14 protein-coding genes and 1 pseudogene are annotated in these 23,118 nt (G+C 31.4%); 8 read left to right on the top strand and 7 right to left on the bottom strand.

Annotation, left to right across the window (positions count from 1 at the left end; genetic code table 11):
- Positions 1-12 precede the first annotated feature (12 nt).
- The 5 genes from MHI04_RS15380 to MHI04_RS15360 all read left to right on the top strand — a co-directional run bounded on the left by MHI04_RS15380 (position 13) and on the right by MHI04_RS15360 (position 4,728).
- Positions 13-1,095, top strand: a complete 1,083-nt coding sequence (locus tag MHI04_RS15380) for a MupG family TIM beta-alpha barrel fold protein (protein ID WP_036124370.1) — start codon at positions 13-15, stop codon at positions 1,093-1,095.
- 638 nt (positions 1,096-1,733) lie between these two features.
- A complete protein-coding gene (locus MHI04_RS15375; protein ID WP_036124368.1) occupies positions 1,734-2,495 on the top strand; it encodes a tRNA threonylcarbamoyladenosine dehydratase in 762 nt (253 codons plus the stop codon).
- A 129-nt stretch (positions 2,496-2,624) separates the two neighbouring features.
- The gene (locus MHI04_RS15370) at positions 2,625-3,011 is read left to right on the top strand and encodes a hypothetical protein (protein ID WP_036124366.1); all 387 of its coding nucleotides are present in this window, start codon (positions 2,625-2,627) and stop codon (positions 3,009-3,011) included.
- Positions 3,012-3,221: 210 nt separating this feature from the next.
- The gene (locus MHI04_RS15365) at positions 3,222-3,740 is read left to right on the top strand and encodes a hypothetical protein (RefSeq protein WP_036124364.1); all 519 of its coding nucleotides are present in this window, start codon (positions 3,222-3,224) and stop codon (positions 3,738-3,740) included.
- A gap of 271 nt (positions 3,741-4,011) precedes the next feature.
- Positions 4,012-4,728, top strand: a complete 717-nt coding sequence (locus MHI04_RS15360; protein ID WP_058844056.1) for a hypothetical protein — start codon at positions 4,012-4,014, stop codon at positions 4,726-4,728.
- A gap of 83 nt (positions 4,729-4,811) precedes the next feature.
- On the opposite strand, the pseudogene MHI04_RS15355 reads toward MHI04_RS15360, so the two are convergent.
- Positions 4,812-5,792: pseudogene (locus MHI04_RS15355) on the bottom strand (replication-associated recombination protein A); the annotation flags it as partial.
- Positions 5,793-5,948: 156 nt separating this feature from the next.
- Here MHI04_RS15355 and MHI04_RS15350 point away from each other — a divergent pair.
- The gene (locus tag MHI04_RS15350; protein ID WP_342534997.1) at positions 5,949-10,169 is read left to right on the top strand and encodes an ATP-binding protein; all 4,221 of its coding nucleotides are present in this window, start codon (positions 5,949-5,951) and stop codon (positions 10,167-10,169) included.
- Positions 10,170-10,265: 96 nt separating this feature from the next.
- Here MHI04_RS15350 and MHI04_RS15345 read toward each other — a convergent pair whose 3' ends face one another.
- The gene (locus tag MHI04_RS15345) at positions 10,266-10,997 is read right to left on the bottom strand and encodes a hypothetical protein (RefSeq protein WP_342534996.1); all 732 of its coding nucleotides are present in this window, start codon (positions 10,995-10,997) and stop codon (positions 10,266-10,268) included.
- Positions 10,998-11,127: 130 nt separating this feature from the next.
- Here MHI04_RS15345 and MHI04_RS15340 point away from each other — a divergent pair, with 130 nt between their 5' ends.
- Positions 11,128-12,411 (top strand): replication-associated recombination protein A, encoded by a 1,284-nt coding sequence (locus tag MHI04_RS15340; protein WP_342534995.1) that lies wholly within the window; start codon positions 11,128-11,130, stop codon positions 12,409-12,411.
- Between the two features lie 138 nt (positions 12,412-12,549).
- On the opposite strand, the gene dgt is transcribed toward MHI04_RS15340, so the two are convergent.
- Entirely contained in the window at positions 12,550-13,908 is a 1,359-nt protein-coding gene (dgt, locus tag MHI04_RS15335) for a dGTP triphosphohydrolase (protein WP_342534994.1), read from the bottom strand.
- A 639-nt stretch (positions 13,909-14,547) separates the two neighbouring features.
- On the opposite strand from dgt, the gene MHI04_RS15330 reads away from it, so the two are divergent.
- Positions 14,548-16,452 carry a zinc-ribbon domain-containing protein gene (locus MHI04_RS15330; RefSeq protein ID WP_342534993.1) on the top strand — a complete coding sequence of 635 codons (1,905 nt, stop codon included), beginning with the start codon at positions 14,548-14,550 and terminating at the stop codon, positions 16,450-16,452.
- Positions 16,453-16,573: 121 nt separating this feature from the next.
- Here MHI04_RS15330 and MHI04_RS15325 read toward each other — a convergent pair whose 3' ends face one another.
- The 4 genes from MHI04_RS15325 to MHI04_RS15310 are packed head-to-tail and all read right to left on the bottom strand — an operon-like array spanning position 16,574 to position 23,057.
- Positions 16,574-17,302, bottom strand: a complete 729-nt coding sequence (locus MHI04_RS15325) for a hypothetical protein (RefSeq protein WP_342534992.1) — start codon at positions 17,300-17,302, stop codon at positions 16,574-16,576.
- The gene (locus tag MHI04_RS15320; protein WP_342534991.1) at positions 17,292-18,959 is read right to left on the bottom strand and encodes a site-specific integrase; all 1,668 of its coding nucleotides are present in this window, start codon (positions 18,957-18,959) and stop codon (positions 17,292-17,294) included. The genes MHI04_RS15325 and MHI04_RS15320 overlap by 11 nt, the downstream gene beginning before the upstream one ends.
- Before the next feature lie 2 nt (positions 18,960-18,961).
- Positions 18,962-21,766 carry a hypothetical protein gene (locus tag MHI04_RS15315; RefSeq protein ID WP_342534990.1) on the bottom strand — a complete coding sequence of 935 codons (2,805 nt, stop codon included), beginning with the start codon at positions 21,764-21,766 and terminating at the stop codon, positions 18,962-18,964.
- On the bottom strand, positions 21,744-23,057 hold the full coding sequence (locus tag MHI04_RS15310; protein ID WP_342534988.1) for a hypothetical protein: 1,314 nt from the start codon (positions 23,055-23,057) through the stop codon (positions 21,744-21,746). The genes MHI04_RS15315 and MHI04_RS15310 overlap by 23 nt, the downstream gene beginning before the upstream one ends.
- Between the last annotated feature and the right edge of the window lie 61 nt (positions 23,058-23,118).

The raw sequence follows: 23,118 nt of genomic DNA, 5'->3' as shown, positions 1-23,118 counted from the left end.
GGAGGGTTTGAAGTGAGAAGATTAGGAATTTCGCTATATCCACAGCATAGTACACTAGACGAAATGAAGCGCTATGTTCAACTTGCTCATGACAATGGCTTTGATCGGATCTTTACCTGTTTGATGTCATTAAAACAGGAGGGGGAGCGTCAGAAATTACAGCAAATTAATGCCTTTGCGCAGCAGCTTGGTTTTGACATATCGGCTGATATCGCACCAGCTGTTTTTGATGATTTAGGCTTAACCTTTAAAGATATTGGCTATTTGAAGGAACATTATTATTTGGCAGCCTTACGTTTAGATATGGGATTTTCTGGTCAGGAAGAAGCGTTGATGTCACTTGACGCAAGTAATCTAAAAATAGAATTAAACATTAGTAACGGGACGAAATATGTAGACAATATTGTTTCTTACCAGCCCAATAAAGAGAACATTATCGGGTGTCATAATTTTTATCCAAGACGCTTTACTGGGCTATCTCGTCAGCACTTTTTACAAACATCCCAACACTTTAAAGCACACAACTTGAGAACTGCCGCGATGATCTCCTCGCAGCATGGTCAATTTGGGCCTTGGGAGCAAACGGAGTACGGGTTACCTACATTAGAGGAGCATCGTCATCTTCCTATCACTGTACAAGCGAAAGATTTATGGCATACAGGGCTCATTGATGATTGTATTATTGGCAATATGTATGCCTCAGAGGAGGAAATACGTGCGTTAGGTCAATTAAATCGCAATAAGCTTGAAATAAAGGTTGTCCCGTCAGCAGACACGAGTATTTTAGAGGAAACGATTCTTTTTAAAGAGCCCCATTTTAATAGAGGGGATGTCTCTGAGTATGTCATTCGTAGCACACAATCTCGGGTTAAATATAAAAACGGAGATTTTCCTGTGCATGATACACGACCATTAAAAAGAGGCGATATCACGATTGATAATAATTTGGATGTTCGTTATAAGGGAGAGCTACAAATTGTTCTAAAAGAAATCCCAAATGCCGGGTCGAGCAATGTTATCGCTAGCGTTGTTGAGGAAGAACAATTTTTATTAGCACATATTCAACCATGGGCATCATTCGGCTTTACAAAATGAAAAAAGGTGAGAAAGGGATTGAGTCATCAATCTCACAGACTGTAGCCATCGAGAACTTCACTCTCGATGGCTTTTGTCATTTTTCTTTCTTTGTTCAATAGTTGATAAACCATTCCATAATCAGAATAGGGGTTTGCTACTAATGGATAAATAAACGAAAAATTAATAGTGGTTTCTAATTTTCGCACTTAATGATCTTGTCGTACTAATTGATCAATCGTAAACATTTCTAATTGTTTACATTCGTTGATTTTATTCTTCGTCAGCATCGTTTTTCACTTTAAAAGTTTACTTTTCATCAACATATATGGATGGAGTTGCTTTATATAGATGTTGAATATAGCGAAGGACGGTGACTCCTGCGGGGAAAGCAGCTCGACACCGCATGTGGAAAGTATCAGCCTGGAGTGGAAATCAACGGTTTCCCTTTAGAAAATAATGCCGAGGAAGCATTCCGACTTTATTTTAAAATCCTTGTTTAATTACTTTTATTTGGATGGTTTTCAGTAGGCAATCTTCATTTTTTTCTTTATAATTTTCTCTTGAACAATAACATGATAAAATGTAAGATAGATTTTGATTTTATCTTAGTATATAACTAGGTTTACTAATAAAATATACAGATGGAGAGTGTCAGGATGTTACATCAATTTTCACGTAACGAGCTCGCTATAGGAACAGAGGGTCTCGAAAAATTAAAAAATACAACGGTTGCCATACTTGGTGTAGGTGGTGTTGGTTCATTTGCAGCCGAGGCATGCGCAAGAAGTGGAATCGGTCGCATTATTTTAGTTGATAAGGATAATGTCGATATTACAAATGTCAACAGACAACTAGTGGCATATCTATCAACTGTAGGCAAATCTAAATCAGCTGTCATGAAAGAGCGCATTGCAGATATTAACCCAGCATGTGAAGTCATTGATATGCACATGTTTTACACGGAAGAAACCTATGAAAAGTTTTTCGCACAAGGCATTGATTATGTCATTGATGCAAGCGATACAGTGATGTACAAAATTCATCTAATGAAGGAATGCTTGCAACGTAATATTCCTATTATTTCGAGTATGGGTGCAGCAAATAAAATGGATCCTACTCGTTTCCAAATTGCGGATATATCAAAAACACATACAGATCCATTAGCAAAAATAATTCGTACAAAGCTTCGTAAAGAGGGTATTCATAAGGGTGTAACGGTTGTTTTTTCTGATGAAAGTCCAATTGTTGTACGTCCTGATGTCGTAGAGCATGTTGGTAAGCCTGATGCGGCAATTCGTAAGGCAAAGATGCCGCCTTCATCCAATGCCTTTGTACCGTCCGTAGCAGGTTTAATTGCGGCGAGCTGGGTAGTCAATACCATCTTAAAAGATGTAAAAATTACGCGCGTACAAGGATAATGTCAGAGAATTACTAAAAAAAAACAACATAATGGATTATTTTCGTAGAAGTAGCTGCCTCATTGTTTTGAGAAGTAGCTACTTTTTCTATGTTACAATTAGACCGTTGAAAAAAGGAGGCGCATACAGATGGAAAAAATTTATCAAATGGAATATAGAGGTTTAAATCTTTTCGATGAAATTAGCACTGTAGAGTTAGCGATTGATGAAGAGAAGCAAACTATACATATTTTTGATGTTGGACAAGTAGTCAGCCCCATTTTTAATTTTGATGTATCTGCCTATGAATTGTCCGATGGTTTTTATAAAATGGCGGATGTTCTGCGGCATAAGAAAATCTTAACGAATCATCAAGCAGATAATAATGTAACATTAAGTGAATGGTTAATTATGAACAATGCTTATTTTTATATACCTCAAAAGCGCATTAAAAAATATATGCAGGGGAGCATTATTGAAATTGTTGATCGCGCAAAGGAACCCTGGTTATTTGATGATTATGTACAAAGGGTATAATTTTACCAAAATAGTTCGTCTTATGTACATAAAATGCTATTAATTCACGAAATTGTCTTATTTTTTTCATGTCCTCACTACTCCATATAGTTTATTGATATAATTTAAATCATCCATTAGATAATCGATCAGTTTGTTTGGGATGCTCCGAGCTACTTAGTAAATAGCCAGGAAGTTAAAACAGCAAATGACATATGGGAGAGTGGGGAAATGGAAATTCAAGTAATTCGTGATCATTTAGATATTGTCAAACTTCAAGAGAAAATGAATGCCATTGTATTTGACTATTTGGATACATCTAATAATTATCCGAAAGCTATGAGAGGGTTGAATCCTTTATATAGTCAAGTAACAACTTATTATAAAGAGTATGTTGATCATCGATCAGGGGAATTACCAAGCGCAAATACGTATTGGCATTTGTTTATCGATTGTTGTGCAAAATTATGTTATTTTTTAGCTGCATCGACCTATTATTCTTCGAATGCCTTGCAAAAAACGCCTGAAAAAGTGGAGCGTTTATTAACAATAGCAGCTTATTCCTTACCGGGAATTGAACAGGAAGAGAATGAATTATTATTAACAGATATCTTTGCTCTCTTAACGGAAGTGCTAGAGGATGAAGAGAAAATGACAACGATACGCAATGAAGTGCTTGCACAAAAGGGTGATGTGAAGCAGTGTCTGGAACAGTTCAAAGCATTTGTTGATGAAGAACTGACAGCCTAGACATTATTAGACTAGCTATTTTCAGAAAATAGCCTATACGACAAGAATCTACGTAACTTTTGTAAGTAATTCTCGTTTTTCTATACTAGAAAAAAGTGGATTTACTTGCTTCGTTTTGTTTCGTGGGTTCTTTTTTGTTATTTGGAAAGTAAAAAAAGACCATTTTACTTAAAGGGAATTATGATTTTTTGTCGAATTATAGTTAAAAAATGGGTTCTCCTATGATCATTTTATTCAACACTGTAAGAACTTATTGAAAGGGGGCTAGGCAATGATTGTAAACGGTATAAAATTAGATTTGGCGAATTTGGAAAAACCGCTTTTACTAGTTAGTGAGGAAGATGAGCATTTATTTCAACGACTTATCCAACCAACGATTGAGAAGGAACTTATACAGTGTCAATTAGCGCTCTCTACAAGAAAATCTATTTCATTGGTCAAAGATATTTGGTTGGCAATGTATAGGGATCGAGAAAAGTTATACATTAATAGTGGTCATGCCATGCTGTACCCAATTCGTTTAATTCTTTTTGAATTAGTGACACAAGCAGAATCTTTCCAGCGCTTAGCAAAAAAGTCGCGTGGTGATGCATGTCTTTCCCTTATATATGCAGTTATTCTTATACAATTTGTCTTGCAGTGGTTAAAGGATCGGTTTAGTGGAAACCAAGAGGTATATGGTGCATTAAAGCGGTTATACAGAGTGACGGATGATGAATTAACTAGAGAGCCATCCTATGAAACAAGAGAACAAAAAATTGCACAAGCTATTGCTGTAAAAGCAATTCGCTTTGAAGTGAGAGAAAACAATCAAGAATTCGCGAGTGTGTTGTATCAATCGTATAATTTGATTGTTTTTTTGCATAGTAAGGTCAATGAAGAGGATGGGAAAGAATCCCTTCTGTCATTACTTCGACATGTAGCAGAACCATTAAATTTGTTTTATAAAGAGCGATACACAGCAAATAACCAGAGCTTTACAGGATGATCATCAAAGCAGCCCATCCTGTTATTTTGTAAAAAAGCAAAGTCACTATCAGTACTGGAAATCGTGACTTTGCTTTTGTGCTGTTATTGATGGAACGATTTGAGCTTTTCATAGATGCCTGCCATTCGTTTTTCTTCTCCAGCAATAACAGGTTTATAAAATTCTGTTCCTACAAGTTCATCCGGTAAATATTGCTGGTCTACCCAACCACCAAAAGTGCCAATGGGTGTGTTATGTGGATATTGATAGCCAACATGTCCTAAATCTTTCGCTCCCTCGTAATGAGCATCTCGTAAATGATGAGGAATATCACCCGTTTTGCCTTCATGAATTGCTGTAATGGCAGCGTCTATTGCAGCTATGGCAGAATTGGATTTAGAGGCAAGGCACATTTCTATGACGGCGCTTGCGAGTGGAATACGTGCCTCAGGTAACCCTAGTCGTTCAGCTGCTTGGATGGCAGCCAGCATATGAGGACCAACATCGGGATTGGCAAGACCAATATCTTCATAAGCCATCACAAGCAGGCGCCTGCTGACGGCCACTAAATCGCCTGTTTCCAGTAAATGCGCTAAATAATATAAAGCAGCATTGGTATCACTGCCACGTACAGATTTTTGCAAGGCGGAAAGTAAATTATAAAAATGTGAACCTTTTTTATCGCCATAAACACCAATTCGGTTAATGAGATGCTCAATAACATGATCGGCTGCAAGCGTCTGCCCATCAACCTCATCACTCGCATAATAAATGGATTCTAGTAGTGTTAATGCCTTCCGCGCATCCCCGTTTGCGGCTCCTGCAATTTGCTCAATTTGAGTGGGTGTTAATACAAAATGATATTTACCTAACCCTCGTTTTTCATCTGCTAGTGCTTTTTCAATCAACTCAATTAAATTTTCCTTTGTTAGTCGTTTTAGCTGGTAAATTTCTCCACAGCGTGAACGAATAGCTGGATTGACGTCATGGTAAGGATTTTCTGTTGTGGCCCCAATTAATACAATTGAGCCATTTTCAACATGTGGTAACAAAGTATCTTGCTGTAATTTATTGAAACGATATATCTATGTATAACTAATAATGGCTGGATAAAATGACAAAATGTATTAGTGGCAGTATTGTAATAATTTTATCCAAGAAATTATGGATTATTTTTAAGCATTTAACTTAATATAGCTATAGATTATAATTATTGTATTGATTAGATAGAGGTGGTTAATTTGTCAATAATAACATTCGCTTTTAAACCAGTTATTGGAAAAATTGCTGATTTAATAGCTGGTCCAATATTTAAAAAAATGTATATAAAGAATAAGTTGAAAAAAATTAAAGATTTTCAAAAAAAATATGAAGGTACTTCTGTTGATTCAAATACATTTCAGCAGTTTTTAAATAAAGAGAAAAATTCTTATTTAATATTTCATTATGTTTTTGGAGCAGATTTTAAGAATCAATCGAAAGTAGATTTTATAGAGTATTTATCTGAATTAGCTCTTCATTCAATCAATGATTATAGAAGAAATGCTAAGTTACAAGAATTATCAAACGACCCCTCAGTCTATGCTTATTTTGAAGATCTTTTGAATTACTTGGAAAATATTAGAGATACAAAATTTAAAACTAATGAAATGAGTATTATTGCAAACATTCAAAGTAGTATTATTGAGAATACTGAGGGCTTAAAGAATTATTTAGAATCAAATCTCTACGAAATGGAACAAAAATCCCATATAAAGAGATTTGATGAAGAATATTTAAATGAGTTCTTAGATAGAAACATAAATGATTTAGGCAAAAGATATAATGCAGAAGCTAACGTGGAAACTAAACATAATAAAATTTTTAAATCCTTAGTTGCAAATAGCTCGGTAATTATTGAATTTGGAAATGATTTCGATAATTTAAATAGAAAAATTACGGAGTTAGAAATCTTATTCAATGATCATTTATCTGAATCACAGATAGATAAAACCTTCATAACAGATTTGCTAAATACTCTAAATGAATCAAAATATTATTCTATAGATTTTTATATAAGCGGAAATCTTAATATACTTTTGAATGAAATAGAGAAATTCAGTAGAGAGCTTGACGAATTAAAATATAAAATGTACGAAGAAAATTTTAATCATATTAAATCATTTTTTTTGAGTTCAATTAATGAAATTTATACGAAGGAGAGAGAAATACAAGAAAAGGTAAATTTGTATAATCCGTATTTAATAAAAGAACCCTTTCTTTTGATTTATGGGGATGGTGGTATAGGAAAGTCACATTTACTAGCTGATAATGCGAAAGAATTGGCGATAAATGGACATACGGTTTTGATGTATTTGGGCCAACATTTAAACACTAAAGAGCCTCCTATTAATCAAATGTTAAGCCTAATAGATTATAAAGGTTCTAAGGATTATTTCTTTCATGAGATGAATAATAGAGCGAAAAAGAAAAATAAAAAAATGCTGCTAATTATTGATGCAATGAATGAAGGTGAAGGTAAATTTTTCTGGAGAAATTATCTCTTGAATTTTTTGAACTATTTTAAAGGATTTGAGTGGATTTCTGTAGTCTTATCTGTTAGAAGCAACTTTATCAGAAGTATCTTACCAGAAAATATAGATAAAGATTTTCCATTACATAGGTTAGAACATAAAGGATTTGAAGAGTTAACAATAGAACAATTAGGACCTTTTTTTAATTTTTATAAAATAAATCCTCTAATTTTTCCTTCTATGGAGAGTGAGTGTTATAATCCTTTGTTTTTGCAAATTTATTGTGAAGCTTTTGATGAAAAGTACGATGGTTATAAAGGCTGGAGCATAGTTGAAGTGTTAGAAAAATATGTAGATAAAGTTAATGGGAGATTATCAATAGATCCAAGGTTCTCATTTCCAAGTTCAATAAATTTAGTAGACAAGATTTTGAGAGCCCTTGCAGAGACATTTCTAGAAAATGAAGAACAATATATTGAAGATGAACAATTCTATCAAATAATAAAAGATGTATCTAGTACATATACATCAGGTTATAGAGAACTAATATTAGGGTTAGTAGAAGAAAGTTTGTTGACTGTAAATAATGGATATAAAGGTAAGGGATTAGTTTATTTCACGTATGAGCGATTTTCAGATATTTACATCTCATTGAATATAACTGAGAGATATAATAATAATCCAGAAATAATAACGGATTTAATTAATTCGGATGATTATTTTTATGCTGGTATAAATGAAAGTTTGACTATTGTATTTGCTGAAAAATTAAAACTGGAATTATTAGATGTTTTAGAAGACAAAAATATTAGAATTGGATTGGCTGAATCTTTTATTAGAGGGATTTCATGGAGAAATGTACAATATATTAATAATAATACAAAAAGATGGATAAAAATTTGCTTAGCGCAAGATGATATAGATTTGGTAGGGTTAACATATGAAAGGTTAATTAAGCAAGCTATAGTTAAAGATTCACCTATTAATATTCTATTCCTCAATGAATTATTATTTGAAATGTCTATATCTGATCGAGATAGTAGTTGGACAATAGCAATAAATAATAATATAGAAGTCTCTAAAAAACTAATAGAACTTGTCTTGAAAGAAAATATAAGCTATCAAAGTTTTAAATACGAGAATTTCTTACTACTTTCTAACACCTTAATTTGGCTACTTATATGTACTAATAAATCTTTACGAGATATTACTACTAATGCATTAACAAGAGTATATTTAAAAGAGCCTAAAATTATGGTAGATAGTTTAACAAAATTTATTAGTATTAATGATCCGTATATTTTAGAAAGATTATTAGCAAGTATATATGGAGCGATTGTTAGGTTGGAATCGATTTCCGAAGTTAAAGACATAGTAGACATTATATACAATAATATTTTTAAAAAAGATGAAGTATATCCAAATATACTGATCAGAGATTATGCAAGAGGCATTATATTATTTTTTATGGACAAAGGAATTGCAAGTCCTAAAAATTATTTGAAAATTAACCCACCGTATTCAAGTGGATGGTTTAGAAATTCATATACTATTCAAGATATAGATCAAAAACGTAATGAGATTAAGGAAGAGATGAACCTTAAGTATAGTGGTTTTGATTACATTGTTAATTCAATGACTACTGAATATGGGCGAGGTACAGGTAGGTACGGAGATTTTGGTAGATATACATTTGGTAGTGCATTAAGGGATTGGAAAAATCAATTTAATGATCAAGACTTAAGTAACATAGCTATTATGAGAATAATCGAATATGGTTATGATGAAAAGATACATGGATATTACGATAGGAATTTACAAAACTACGATAGATATGAGAATAAGGTAGAACGTATTGGAAAAAAATATCAATGGTTAGCATTTTATGAATTATTGGCTAGATTGACTGATAATTATCCAATTTATGAAGAAGAAAGATTATATACACCAGAGTATATGCAGTTTAAAGAGAAAGAGTCACAAAGAAGGCTTTTAGCTTTTCGACATCGATTTAACTCTAAGGAAAATGATTGTATATATACGCCTCAAGAAACGGAAATTATGGTGTTGAAAGAAGATGAACATTATTTAGGAACAAAAAAAATATATAGAGATTATACAGGAATATGGGATTCGTTTATAAGAAATTATGATCCTACATTAATAATTCCTCCGCCGAAAGAGAAGGATACTAATTTAATATCTAATTTATTACCCTATAAGCCTAGTAAGGATTGGGCTCTGTCAAAAGAAGAATTTAATAAACTAGAAAAGTTTATTTTTATCGATTTTGAAGAAGAAAAATATATTTCTTTGGCACAACTGCTTGTACAGCAAAATAAAGGTGAGAAATTTGAAGATAAAGATGAATTTTGTATTAAAACTAAAGCAATTTTATTGTCCGAAAATGATAAAGATAAATATATTTCTACAAGGCTAGAGAAGAGAAATCTAGGTGTTTCATGGCCACATTCATCAGGTGTTTATGCATTCGAGCATTTTTGGCACCCTGCTTTTGAAGCTAATTTTTATAATGAGAATAACGAAGGAATTAAATTTGAAGATTCAATTTGGGAATATTTGTGGGAAAGTAATACGGATATTAACAGTTTAGAAAGATCAACATATACCTATTTAATGCCAAATCATAACCTTGTCAAATACTTTAATTTAATTCAGTCTTCCGAAAGTGTATGGAAAAATCAGATGGGTGATATAATTGCATTTGATTCGAAATATTTTGGGTTTGAAAGCAACTTATTATTTAAAATGGAATCTTTACAAGAATTTCTAGCTGCATGTAATTTAGAATTAGTATGGGAGTGCTATATGGAAAAATGGTCAGATAGGTCGCGAAAAGAAGAGTGGTTTATTTGTTGGGTAGAAAAAGATAGGATTCAATACAAAATTTTAGACGAGTATATAGATAGTAATGTAAAAGATTTTTGATACTATATAAATATGCCGAAACGTTTGTTATTTACGTTTCGGCATATTCTTGTATCTCTCATGTAAAATTATTGGGGATATTTATCTATTGAGGATTTAAGTATTAGTTATTAGAGCTCTTTTTAAGAAAAGTTTTCTAATTGTAGATTCAAATGTTTCCTGATACATGTCATCGCAATTACAAAATGGCCAACAATTTCTGGTAGTAATGTTCACATTGTTATAGTTATATGGGCTGTTATCCATGCAGTTCTTTAGAATAGTATAGCTTTCTTGATACACATCTTTGTATGCAGAATTTATCATTAAAGATCTTTGGGGATTATCTAAAATAATTTCTTCTAGATATCCTTCAAATGGTAATGGAGAAAATGTGTTTTTAAGTGTCAACATTTCCTGAAAAGACTTACCCGGTTTATATACACGCTTGAATGCATCAAAGTTTGTAAAGTAGTGATCATTTTTAGTTTCTTGTACGGTCCAATCTCGTGGGTTACTTTTTGTAACATATAATTCAGGTAGATTTTCACTTAATAAAATATCTACTTTAATTTTGAAAAGTACAGGGCCATAAAAATTAATTCTATTAAATAGACTATGTAAATCTGCACTATCTAAGAAAATATCATTCCAAACATCAAAAGTCTTATCAGCTGTATCGGAGCTTTGAACAGTCTGGAATAATCCATTCCTTTCTACGCAACCTCGTGATAATAATCCTCCTGCATTAATAAAGGTACAAGAAGTGCCAAGAGTATTAGCGTGAAATAAATGGGTAATGCCTTGTTCTAAAAAAAATTTGTGTGCTTGTTCATTATTTATTACCATTATATACCTCCCTTACTTTAATATTAATGAAGTGTAATTTGTTAGTAAATACAGAACTGATATTCTAGCGAGATTTTTGTTATACTTATAAAAAAATCTATTAATAGTTTAAGAATTTAGGAGGAAGAGGATGCTATTTAATGAACCCTTAGCATATAGAATGCGGCCTACTGCAATTGAAGAAATAATAGGACAAGATACAATTATTGGTCCAAAATCGACATTGTATAAATCTGTAAAAAATGGTTTTATTCCTTCTTTAATTCTGTATGGCCCTCCTGGAACAGGAAAAACCTCAATAGCATTTGCAATTGCAAACAGTACAAAAAAAGATTTTACAGCTCTTCATGCAGCAACAGCTGGTAAAAAAGAAATTGATGATGTCATTTATGAGTCTAAATTAACTAGAAATACATTACTCTTCATTGATGAAATACATCTACTAAATAAAACTCAACAAGATGCCCTTTTAAAGGCCTTAGAAGACGGTACAATCGTATTAATTGGTGCGACTACAGAAAACCCTTATCATAGTGTTAGAGGCGCTATATTGTCACGTGTTGGTCAAATTAAAGAGTTGTCGAATTTAAGCACTGACTCTATAAAAAAAGTTTTAAAGAATGCTTTGTCAGATGAAAAAAAAGGTTTAGGTGAATTTAAAATCCTGATAAGTGATGAGCAATTAGATCTAATAAGCAATGCTACAGGAGATGCTCGGTCTGCTTTGACATTATTAGAAACAATTGTTTGGGGATCAGATAGAGATGATATTGGTCAGTATATTGTTGAAACAGATACTGTAAAAGAAATTATAGCTAGTAGAGGATTCCAACATGATAAGAAAGGCGATGTTTACTATGATTTATTGTCAGCCTTTCAAAAAAGTATAAGAGGCAGTGATGTAGATGCTGCCCTATATTATTTAGCTAGGTTACTTGAAGGTGGAGATTTACTAGCTATTTCGAGACGTTTACTTGTTATTGCATATGAAGATGTTGGATTAGCTAATCCAGAACTATGTGCTCAAGTTTTACCAGCAATTCAAACAGTGGAAAGATTGGGTCTTCCTGAAGGGCGTATCCCACTTTCAGTAATAACAATTGAACTTTGCTTATCAGCTAAAAGTAATACTGCCTATAAAGCTTTAGATAAGGCAATAAATACAGTGAAAAATGAAAGAGCATTTGATATTCCTAAACATTTAAAAGACTCACATTATGATGGAGCTACTAAATTAGGAAACGGTTTGTCTTATTTATATCCGCATGATTATCCAAATGGGTGGGTTAATCAAAAATATTTACCTAAGGAACTATTGGAAACAAAATATTATGATCCGAAATTTGGCGGTCATGAAAAACTTCTAGGTATGACATATCAGAGGCTAAAAGATTTAAAAAATAATACAAAATAATTTGGAGCTGGATTTAGAAAGAGTTGAAGAAGATATAGATTAAGGTGAATCAAAAATAGATTTAAAGGATCCATGAGAATAAATTTCTCATGGATTTTTTGTAGAAAGTCCCCTTGCTAGGACAGGGGACAATATAGATTATTCACCGTATATATTACCAGCTCTGCTTCCGAATAATTCTTCATATAACTTTTCTGCATATGAATCAGTCATCCCAGATATATAATCTGCTATAAATCGCTCCCAAGGTGATCCTGAATTTTGATATATTGTTATCCAGTGTCTAGGTATAATTTTCATACCTTTCTCTCTATCAGAGAAAACCTCCCATAAACCTTTTATTATAATTTCACCTCTTTTTTGAAGTCGTTGCACCCTTAAATCCTCTACTAATGTAACCCATGCAAGTTTTTTAAGTATTATCATTTGACGCCACAGATATTTATCTTCAATGTTAGGATCCTCACTTTTAACTAGTGAGACTTTATACCAATCATCATTTTTTATAACGCCTACACTACTAGCAAATTTATTTACATAATAAGCTTTTAACTCTTGACGAGCAATCGACTCATTATTAGATCTTTGTTTTATTTCATTCCAGATTTTTAAATATGAACCCATTACGGTGTCGATTTCAATTTCGATTGAAACCCCCTCCCATAAATCTGGGTCCTTTTGTTTAGCTTTAGAAACTTGGTCAATAAGTGCATCTTTCAACCAATCATTTTCTAATAGAAAATGATTATTGAGAATAATCTTCTTTGCTTTCATCCCATCCTCTATATCATGAGTTGAATAAGCAATATCATCAGATATATCCATAAGTTGAGCTTCTAGAGTTGCTTTCCCCTTCGGAATACCCCACTGATTTCTAATGTCTTGGATTTTTTCCCACTCTGTATGGTACAAACCCTTTTCCTCATTTTCATCAATTGAGTAAGGATATTTATTAATTCCCAATAAAACAGCATGTGTTAAATCCAAACCACTAAAGTTACCGTATCTTTCTTCTAAATTCATAAGGATTCTAAAGTTCTGAGCATTCCCCTCGTATCTAAAGCTCAGTTCTCTACTTTGATAATTCTCTTTATTAGCAGCTTTTAAGAACTCATTTAAGTCTTGCTCTCCTTTATGCCCAAATGGAGGGTGTCCTAAATCATGTGCTAAAGCAGCACATTCGACAACAAGAGGATCAATTTTTAAACCAGGATTATCAGGTAACTTAATAACATGATCCAGCTTGGATAACCTATCTGCAATTTGTCTAGAAATTTGAGCTACTTCAAGTGTATGTGTTAGCCTTGTTCGGTAATAATCACCGGAACCAGCACCAAATACTTGAGATTTGCCTTGTAATCTTCTAAAAGATGGCGAGTGTATTAATCTACCATAATCTCTTTGGAATTCATTTCTTGTATCAAAACCATCTCTTTTTTCGCTACCATGAAACCTCTTACTTCTAATTTCATTTACATTATTAAATGTTTTAGTCATACTTTCATCTCCCTATATCTATATAGATGAATTTTACCATGATTTACCTGCAGGTAGCTATAAACGAAATAATATAAGTATACATTGTAAGCCTTTCTTAGATTCGAGAGCGTCAATGCCATATGTTTCAAAAGCAATCCTCAGTTGTTGTACGGTCTCGGGTGATGAAATATTAAAGATTAAATATTAAATATAGATGTCCCAAGTTCATTCATACTAAGGAGCATCTAGTTTAAACTGTTGCGAAAAACCTGTATAGAATTTTATAAATGCCTATATTCCGTGGTATTGTATTGATTTACCCAAATTGGAACATTAGATATTTTATCCCCAATGAATAAGCACATCCCTATAACTTCCGTTTCGATTTAATTATCTTCATTTGAAGATTTAGTCATAAAATATTCCCTTAAAAAAGTAGGTATTGTCTCATTTTAATGGGTAGTTCAGAAAGAATGTTTAATATATCTTTTTTACATAATTTTATCTTAGTAACATATTTTTTCAGCTACATAATCATCAAAAGATAATTCTTAAAAGTCCCTCTTATCCAAAGAACTAGTGATATTAACCTAGAAGGATTCTATTGTAATATTTCGTCTGGATTTGAAGACACTACGATAGAAAGGAGGAGCGCTAATGAAAATTGTACAATCAAATTTATTATTCGAAAGGTACCCAGAATTACATCCAGAATGGAACTATGGTAAAAACATAGAATTGTCACCCTCTAATCTGACTTATGGTAGTAACAAAATAGTTTGGTGGAGGTGTAATTTTGGACATGAATGGCAAAGTAAGATTTGTAACAGAACATTGTTAAATAGAGGATGTCCATATTGTAGTGGGTTAAAAGTTACTTATGAAGGTTCGCTTGCTGCATTGCATCCCAATTTATTAGAAGAATGGTACAAAGAAAAAAATATAAATCTTGATCCTTGCAAATTAGCTCCTCAAAGCAATAAGCGTGTTTGGTGGCTATGCTTTTATGGACATGAGTGGAAAACATCAATTTGCCACCGAGCTAATGGAACCCGTTGTCCTTTCTGTTGCAATAAAAAAGTAGCAATGGAGAACAGTATAGCAGTTACGCATCCGGGACTTATAAATGAGTTTCATTCTACAAAAAACAAATTCACTCCAAATGAGGTTACATCAGGTAGTGATAAAAAGGCTTGGTGGATATGTAAAGTCGGGCATGAGTGGCAAGCCAGCATATCTCACAGAGTCAGGGGTACAGGTTGTCCTTTTTGCTGCAATCAAAAAACTATATTAGAAATGTCTCTCCAATACCTATATCCCGAAGTTGCTACTGAATGGCATCCTTTGAAAAACGAAAAATTAACAGCCATTGATGTGACATATGGAAGCAACCGCAAAGTATGGTGGATTTGTGAAAAGGGACATGAGTGGCAAGCTGTAATTCGCTCTCGCACCACATCAGGGTGTAAATGCCCCTATTGCACTAATGTAAAAGTGAATAATGATAATTGTTTACTAAATACATTTCCTTTATTATCCACAGAATGGGATTACGATAAAAACGAGGAAGTAACTCCAAAAGATGTACTTCCCGGTAGTAAAAGACGAGTTTGGTGGGTTTGTGAAAAAGGACATGAATGGAAGGCGTCCATTTCCAGTAGGACACGTGGAACGGGTTGTTCCGAATGCAACTCAATCCGACAAACCTCATTTCCAGAACAAATCATTTTTTTCTATTTAAAAAATGCGTTTCCTGATACCATTAATCGATTTAATTATCATAACCAAGAGATTGATGTCTTTATACCATTATTGAATTTAGCTATTGAATATGACGGATCTTATTATCATCAAAATGCAGAAAAAGATGTCAGAAAAAATAATGAATTGCATGGTAAATGTCATTTAATAAGAATACGTGAAGATGGTTGTCCTCCTCTTCCTGATAAGTCTTGTATTATTTTTCAAAGAGAGAATAACTCATTTGAATCACTAAAAGAATCAATTGAATTTATCTTTTATTTTATTGAAAGGCTTTCAACATCTTTAGAGCAGAGAATATCACTAAAGAATGTGAGTATTGATATAGATAGAGATTTAGGTCAAATATATAACAACATGTCTTTCTTAGAAAAAGAAAATTCTTTAGCAGACCAATTTCCAAAATTAACAAAAGAATGGCATCCCACCAAAAACGGGGTGTTAAAACCTGGTTTGGTATCGAAATATAGTAATAAAAAAGTATGGTGGTTATGTAAAGAGGGGCATGAGTGGCAAGCCTCTGTAAGTAATCGAGCAAAAGGGCGTAAATGTCTCCGATGTAGTAGAGCTAATTATACTCAGAAAATTAGAGATGGTAACACTTTAGCCGAAAATAACTTCTTCCTGTCTAAAGAATGGCATCCAACTAAAAATGGAGATTTAACTCCATATCAAGTAACAAGAAGAAGTGGAAAAAAAGTATGGTGGCAATGTGAACGTGGACATGAATGGCAAGCCGCGATTTGTAATAGAAACAAAAAAGATAATTCTCTTGGTACAGGATGCCCTAAATGTTATTAAAAAAACTAAGCTGGGTCAAACTCAGCTTAGTTCAATCAGTTATCGGTAGTATATCTCTATAAAATAATGTCTCAAAAAAGAGTAGTATGATTAGACTCATATTTGGAGCAAAAGATGATGTCTAAAGGTCAAAATCATCCAATAAACTATCTTTTTGTTTTTTCCTGATGTTGAAATTAATTGTATTTTTATCTAAATATTCTTCATGATTCAAAGAGGTAATCTGTTTAAACAAATCAAATGGGTTTTCTGTAAATATATCTTTTAGAAACTTTTCAGTAAACTTGTTTCTGGATTTGCTAGTGTTCGATAAATTAATTAATGGAATATCTTTCTTATTACTTAATTCTAACCACTGAAATAAAGTATTTTCATAGTATTCGATTTTTTTGCTAAGAGATTGGTTTAATATTTTTAAATCATTTACTTCGTTTTCTAAAATTTGTATTTGATTTTCAAGCTTTTTGTTTTTTTCAACGTATCGATATAACTTCTTTTCATTCATCTCGAGAGTTGAAATTAATTTACGTTTACTATTATCATCTGCCACTGGGAATTTATTAACTGTTTCTCTTGTGCTAATAATAGTTTCACTTGGATTTAATGATTCCTGATGGTTTAATAGTGAATTATATTCATCTACTAAGCGTTTTCCAACTCCATTTTTCCAATAATGATGAGATATCAAAATATCAATATTATTTTCATGGAATAGTTCCGTAGCATGCTTTGATATACCTAAGTATGATATTTTTGTCGTGTTAGGTTTATTTTTAAGAAATGAACTTAGAATGTATTTATATTTTCCCACTGGAAAATCAGTCTTTTTTCTTCCCACTCTAGTTTGCATATATTTTACCCTTCAAAATATTATATTTGAATTTTGATAATTTAGATTGCTCTTCGTCTAATTTCAGTCGAGCGTTAAATAATTCTTTTTGAAATAGAGGATTTAAATTAGAAAATTCATCATCGTTAAAGCAATCATTTAGTGTTATTTCATACAGTTTTTTTAAAGATGTAAGGGCTTTATCAATATTGCTTTCTAACTCTTGTAATCGTTTTTTAATGATGTTTTTTTTAGCATTAAATTCATCCAAATCAATTCCCCAGTTAGGACAATTAATGCAATCTTTTGTTCTACAGAGCATTAATGGATCTGTACAATATCCTAATTCCAATTTAGCTTTATAGGTAGGTTCTATAGGATGTACGACTTTATTTAAAATAAAGTCTATATTTATTGGATAGTGTTCCCCGCCATCATTATCAAAAATTGATTTAGAAGTAGAATAGAGGAGTTGTAAAGTTTCAAATTCAACCCAATAATCCAAATGCTGCTGATAATGATATTGTGCTTGTAAAGAGGTATGTCCACCTAAACGGGCAATTTCTACTGGGTGATACCCCTGCCTCATTAGATTAATGAACGCAAAATGCCTTGTATCATTCAGTCTCACTTTTTCTTCGAAAATTGCTTTATACCTTACTGTAACTATTGAGTCATAAAAACGATTTAACAGTCGAGACATAATTTCATAATTTAAATCTAAATATCTTGATGAAACAGGAAGTTTTTTTGAGATGCCTTTAACCGAGAAAAGGTTATTTCGTTCATTATCATTATTGGTAGCAAATAAGTAATCTTTTATTAAAGTATAAATTTCTTCTGGAATAGCGATTTTGTTTACTATTTGTATTCTGCGACTATTTTTTCTTATTTTAATTCTAGGTAATGATATATAAAACTTCCCGTTTTCAATACTTAAAGCGTTTTTATTAATACTTACAAATTCAGACGGTCTCATAGGAATAATATTAGTAAGTTTCCACCATAAAATAATGGGGAAAAATACGTAATAATCATCAGATTTGTATTCTAAGTTGTTTTCAAAGTTATCTACTATTTGTGAGATTACTAATACATCTTTAACATTGGGCAATTCTCTAGTTTGCCCCGAAACATTTTCTACGTTAATAGAAGCTTTAATTTGAATTAATAATTTGTAGTAATCATCAAATGAACTATTATCTAGAAAGTCTAGTAAATTTAATATAGGAATGCACAAATTCCAGCGTTTGCGATCATCATTGCTCATTAAGAATTCATTACAGAAGTCCAATTTACTTTTTGAAAAGAAATCAGACATGAGTAAAAATTCGACTGTATAATCAAAATATTTCTTTAAAGATTCTATTGAGCGATCACTAATATTACTTAAAACCCAAGCTTTCAGAACGAGTTCAATATTAACTGTTTCATCAAGCTTTTTTGACCCATAAATATTGATTTTATTAAAATCAAACTTGTTTGGTGTTTGCCTAGTTTTATAATAAAAATTCCAAGTAAGAGAATTGTAATCAGTTGTTATTAAATTTCCTTGTTCTATTTGATCGTAAAATATATCTTCAAACATTTGATTATCATATGCATCAGATATTCGAAAGTTATTTGTTGATTCTATATCTGCATCTTTTACATATGAATCAAGTACTTCTATAGCCATTCTTAACCTCTTTTCTTAAATGATAGTGTAGTAAATTCTTTCGCACTAGGAATCTCTTTTAAAATTTGCTTTAAATCATTGAATTTAAAGGGTAAGAAAAGGTTTAATGTTTCTTCTCCAAAGGAGTTTTTAAATTCTTGTAATAACATTAAATAAAAATATAATCGGTTAGCTAATCTAGTTTTTTCAGCTGTATACTCAATTTTATGAAATTTATTTAGATACTCCTCAAGGAATACTATGAATTCTTCACATAATTGGTTGATATTATAAAAATTGAAAACAGCAAAAGGGCACATATTACAGTCAAAATCAGGGAACTTACATTGCTTTAAAATACATTGATAATCCTTTTGTTTAGCAGGTAACTGCCCTAAGGAGAGGGTTAATTTAAGCTGCTGATTTTTTTCGTAAGACTGTTCAGTAAGCATGCTAATAACGCTTTCTCGTTCTTGCGATATTTCTCTAATTAACTGTATTGTGCTTTCAATATGATATACATCGCCAAATAAATGTTTGATGATTTTAGTAACTGCTTTGTCTTGTTGGTTATTTTTATATTCTTCGGGATTCATCAGTAATTTTGTTAAAGTATCGTAAATATGACCGTAGTTTCCTAAGTCAAAAAGCTGAGTAGTAATAAAATCAATATCTTCTTGTGGAATATTAGTATAAATATTTGTTGTTTCAATATCTATATGACTTCTAACAACTTTTACAATATCCAACGGGTTACCGTTTGTCTGTTTTTTTATAATAGAATAAATTAAACTAATAACCGTTCTATTAAATTGTTTTGATTTGAATTTAGGAAGGAGAGCATCTCCTTGGAATAATGTATTTAAAAATTTATCCTTAATATTTCTTTTTTTATTATCAGTCTCAATAATCATGTTTGATAAAGGAGTCACTATAGAGTTTCTTAAAATACAGATTACTATTGCATGAGCAAGTGTATTAGATAAATCTTTTGAGCAAAAAAAATGCCTTTTCTTATTTGTCTTGGAATGTTTTAATCTCAAAGATTTACATCTGAAAATAATTAAGTTAATATCTTCGTTACTTAATCCTACATTTTTAATTTTCTCTAATGCTTCTATAGGGGGGAATTTCGAGACCGTAAGACCACTAAGATCAACTACTGGAAAAGTTGTTACATCATAGTGTCTCCAAGCGTTATTAAGGTGAAGTAAGCAATATAACCAAGTCGAATCATATCTGTCACTGTAATCGCCATTTATTTGGGCTATAGCAGATTTTATTGCTTTACTAAGGTGTAAATCTTTTGAATTCAAGTAATCAAAATATTTTTTATAGTCTTCTAAAGTATAGGTTTCTTTGTCAACATTTCTTATGCCATTGTAATAAGAAGGGAATTCCTTTTTGTAATATATTTCCAACCCATTTGCAACACGTGAATCATAAACCTTAGATAAAAACCTGCTTAATTCGTATCTGGCTTCTTTAGTATATTTTTCAGTAAAAATATTTAGTTTTAAATGAGCTGTAGTACAATTATAGATTTCTTTTTCACCAATGGTTTTTAGTAAAATTTCTGTACTATTGAGACAAGTTCGAATATAGTTACGAATAGTGCTCTCAACTGCATGGCTACTATTGAATTTTTGATTAATGTAATTGAACCAAAGTTTTTTTGTTTCATTACAGTGTAAATCAAACTCAAAATTTAAATATGTACACAGGGTCATAAAAATGTTCATAGGTGTTTCTTGACTATGAAGAAGAATATAGTCAAATTGTTGTGCAAAATCCCTTTTCTCTTTTAATTTATTTACATCTACTTTATTATATAAATTTTTATTATTTGATCTGCGAAATTCGAACCGTTCAGTATCTATATACATAAGTGGGGGGACTTTAATTGTCTCGATTTGGGATGTGTATAGTTCTCTATGAAGATTATTTTGAGTTAAACCGAATATATTCAATGTTTCTTTAGTTGTATAAAAGTTCTCACTAAAATATGATAATAACTTATCTTGTTCATTTAATAAGAATTCTAAATCAGAATCTTTATAATAAGTACTAGATTTAATGTTGAATTCAAATTTTTCTCCCTTTAATTTGTATTCATCAACAATTAAATTAAAAGTTGTATTAGATACTTTTAGCTTTTTTGCAAATTGGTTAGCGCTTATTATATTGGATTTGTTTTTTTCTTTTGCAAACTTTAACCAGTTTTTTTTGTTTACATAACACAAGTTGGGTTCTGTTGTTATTAGATTTATCTGTTCATCAGTATATTTTGGTAGCCAATATTGTTTAAGAGTTTTTAAGCTTACATTGAGAGAGTTTGCTGCATCAGTAAAACTTATATAAGTATTTAAGAAATTATTTAAATCTGATTTACTTACAAAAAAAGTTTGTCTATGATTTATTGGTGCATGTAACTTGATAAGTATAATTAAATTCTTTTCATCTAAAATATTCAATCTGTTTTGCGGGTTTGCTTTAAAAATTTGTTTCGAATAACCCATTTCTATAATTGCAGTTTTGACGTCAATAAAACTTTCTTTAAAGATTGCTAAATCATAATTATATTTTTGAATTGAATACAGTGAATATTCGATAATATTATTATCAGTTAATCTATACTGTATATCTCCAGTTTCAATCCTACGTTTTAATAACTTCTTGCCAAGGTCTTGCATTATGTTAGGAAACTTATTACATAATGCATTGTAGTTAAGATATATGTCCTTATCTTTTTCAATATTTGAAAGTGAATAATTAATATTTGGTTTTATTAAATTTATGGCTTCGTCAAGTGTAATATTTAGAAGCATACTTTTTCTCCATTTCTTCTAATGTAATTGGTATACTTCTCGAATCAAAAAGGTTATATTCTAGGTCTTTGTATAATTTGTTTAACGCTATGGTTACTTCTTGTATAGAATTAAGTTCTTCAATATATTTCATAATTGTATTGGTGTTTTTATCTCCTCTCGCAATTGCTACCTCAATAGGATGCATTCCGGATGATAAAAGAATATTAGTGAATACACCTCTACAAATATGTGTAGACCAAGGTTTAGCTGTTAAAAATAAATAATCTTCAACCTGCTCATTTTGGCTTAAATAAGTTAAAAAAGCCTTTTTAACTTTATTGAATTTATCTATATAATTTTTCCCGGACATAGGTAGGTGCCCCCTAGGTGAGATAAATAATGCCTCTTTAACTGAGGTACTATTTTCTGCTGAAGCTAAGTATTTTTTGTGCTCAGTATATATGTTTGATAGTAGACCGCTAACCATTACAGCTTGATTTCGAGGACGTTTAACTTGCTCATGTGTCCAATTTTTCTTATGACCGAATAATAAGTTTTGTCGGTCTCTTATTTCTAAAATAAATTGATTACTCCCATTATCATTTGACCAATAAAGTGGTTTGGTAATAGCCTCTTTAGTTAAATTAACAACTTCTCCAATACGTAAGCCTCCAAAAAATTGAAAGCATATCCCTAATGATATTTCTGGAGCAATTTTCAGAGAAATGTCTATAAATTTTAAAACAAGGTTTAATCTGTTGCTTCCAAAATCAGATAGGTTAATATTTATACGTTCATCTTTAGTTGGGTATCTTGTTCCTAATTCATAATCGTTAAAAGGAGAATTGTTATAAGTGGATTCGAATTGAATCAAAGAATTTTTCTTAAGCCAGTTATAAAAATTAATAAGATAATTTTCTATTGTATATACATAGTTTGGGCTTCTATGACTATCTTCAAGAGTAAGCTCAGTGTATTTTGTAATATATTCTGAACCATGAATAAGCCTTAAACCAGATAATCCTTCATCTGTTAAATCTACGTAATCGCTATCTCCTTTCTCAATTTTCTCTAGGATAAAGTTTAGGAATTTAGTTAATTCATATGCTCCACTCTTCTGAGAACTAAGGGACCCACTTTTACCTCTGTATGTAGTTCTTATATATGTAGAAAGAGGAGTTGGTAATATTATATCTAAGGTTTCGTTGTAGAGACCAATACCATAAACCTCATCATATATTACTGATCCATTCATACTTATTGGTAATTTGAATTTTTTTGGCAAAAATTTTAAGTTTGGTTGAAACATACTTGTCTCTCCTCTATAATTTTATCCAATATTCTTATTTATCGGATAAAATAAAAAACTT

Source organism: Lysinibacillus sp. FSL K6-1151, from assembly GCF_038630755.1.
Taxonomy (GTDB): domain Bacteria; phylum Bacillota; class Bacilli; order Bacillales_A; family Planococcaceae; genus Lysinibacillus; species Lysinibacillus fusiformis_D.
This window is presented reverse-complemented; position numbering and strand designations above follow the sequence as displayed.

Bases quoted from the DNA above. Each gene is read 5' to 3' on its own strand.
- MHI04_RS15310 (WP_342534988.1), bottom strand. From the start codon at position 23,057: ATGTTTCAACCAAACTTAAAATTTTTGCCAAAAAAATTCAAATTACCA.
- MHI04_RS15370 (WP_036124366.1), top strand. From the start codon at position 2,625: ATGGAAAAAATTTATCAAATGGAATATAGAGGTTTAAATCTTTTCGAT.
- MHI04_RS15365 (WP_036124364.1), top strand. From the start codon at position 3,222: ATGGAAATTCAAGTAATTCGTGATCATTTAGATATTGTCAAACTTCAA.
- MHI04_RS15315 (WP_342534990.1), bottom strand. From the start codon at position 21,766: ATGCTTCTAAATATTACACTTGACGAAGCCATAAATTTAATAAAACCA.
- MHI04_RS15320 (WP_342534991.1), bottom strand. From the start codon at position 18,959: ATGGCTATAGAAGTACTTGATTCATATGTAAAAGATGCAGATATAGAA.
- MHI04_RS15340 (WP_342534995.1), top strand. From the start codon at position 11,128: ATGCTATTTAATGAACCCTTAGCATATAGAATGCGGCCTACTGCAATT.
- MHI04_RS15375 (WP_036124368.1), top strand. From the start codon at position 1,734: ATGTTACATCAATTTTCACGTAACGAGCTCGCTATAGGAACAGAGGGT.
- MHI04_RS15345 (WP_342534996.1), bottom strand. From the start codon at position 10,997: ATGGTAATAAATAATGAACAAGCACACAAATTTTTTTTAGAACAAGGC.
- dgt (WP_342534994.1), bottom strand. From the start codon at position 13,908: ATGACTAAAACATTTAATAATGTAAATGAAATTAGAAGTAAGAGGTTT.
- MHI04_RS15325 (WP_342534992.1), bottom strand. From the start codon at position 17,302: ATGCAAACTAGAGTGGGAAGAAAAAAGACTGATTTTCCAGTGGGAAAA.
- MHI04_RS15360 (WP_058844056.1), top strand. From the start codon at position 4,012: ATGATTGTAAACGGTATAAAATTAGATTTGGCGAATTTGGAAAAACCG.
- MHI04_RS15330 (WP_342534993.1), top strand. From the start codon at position 14,548: ATGAAAATTGTACAATCAAATTTATTATTCGAAAGGTACCCAGAATTA.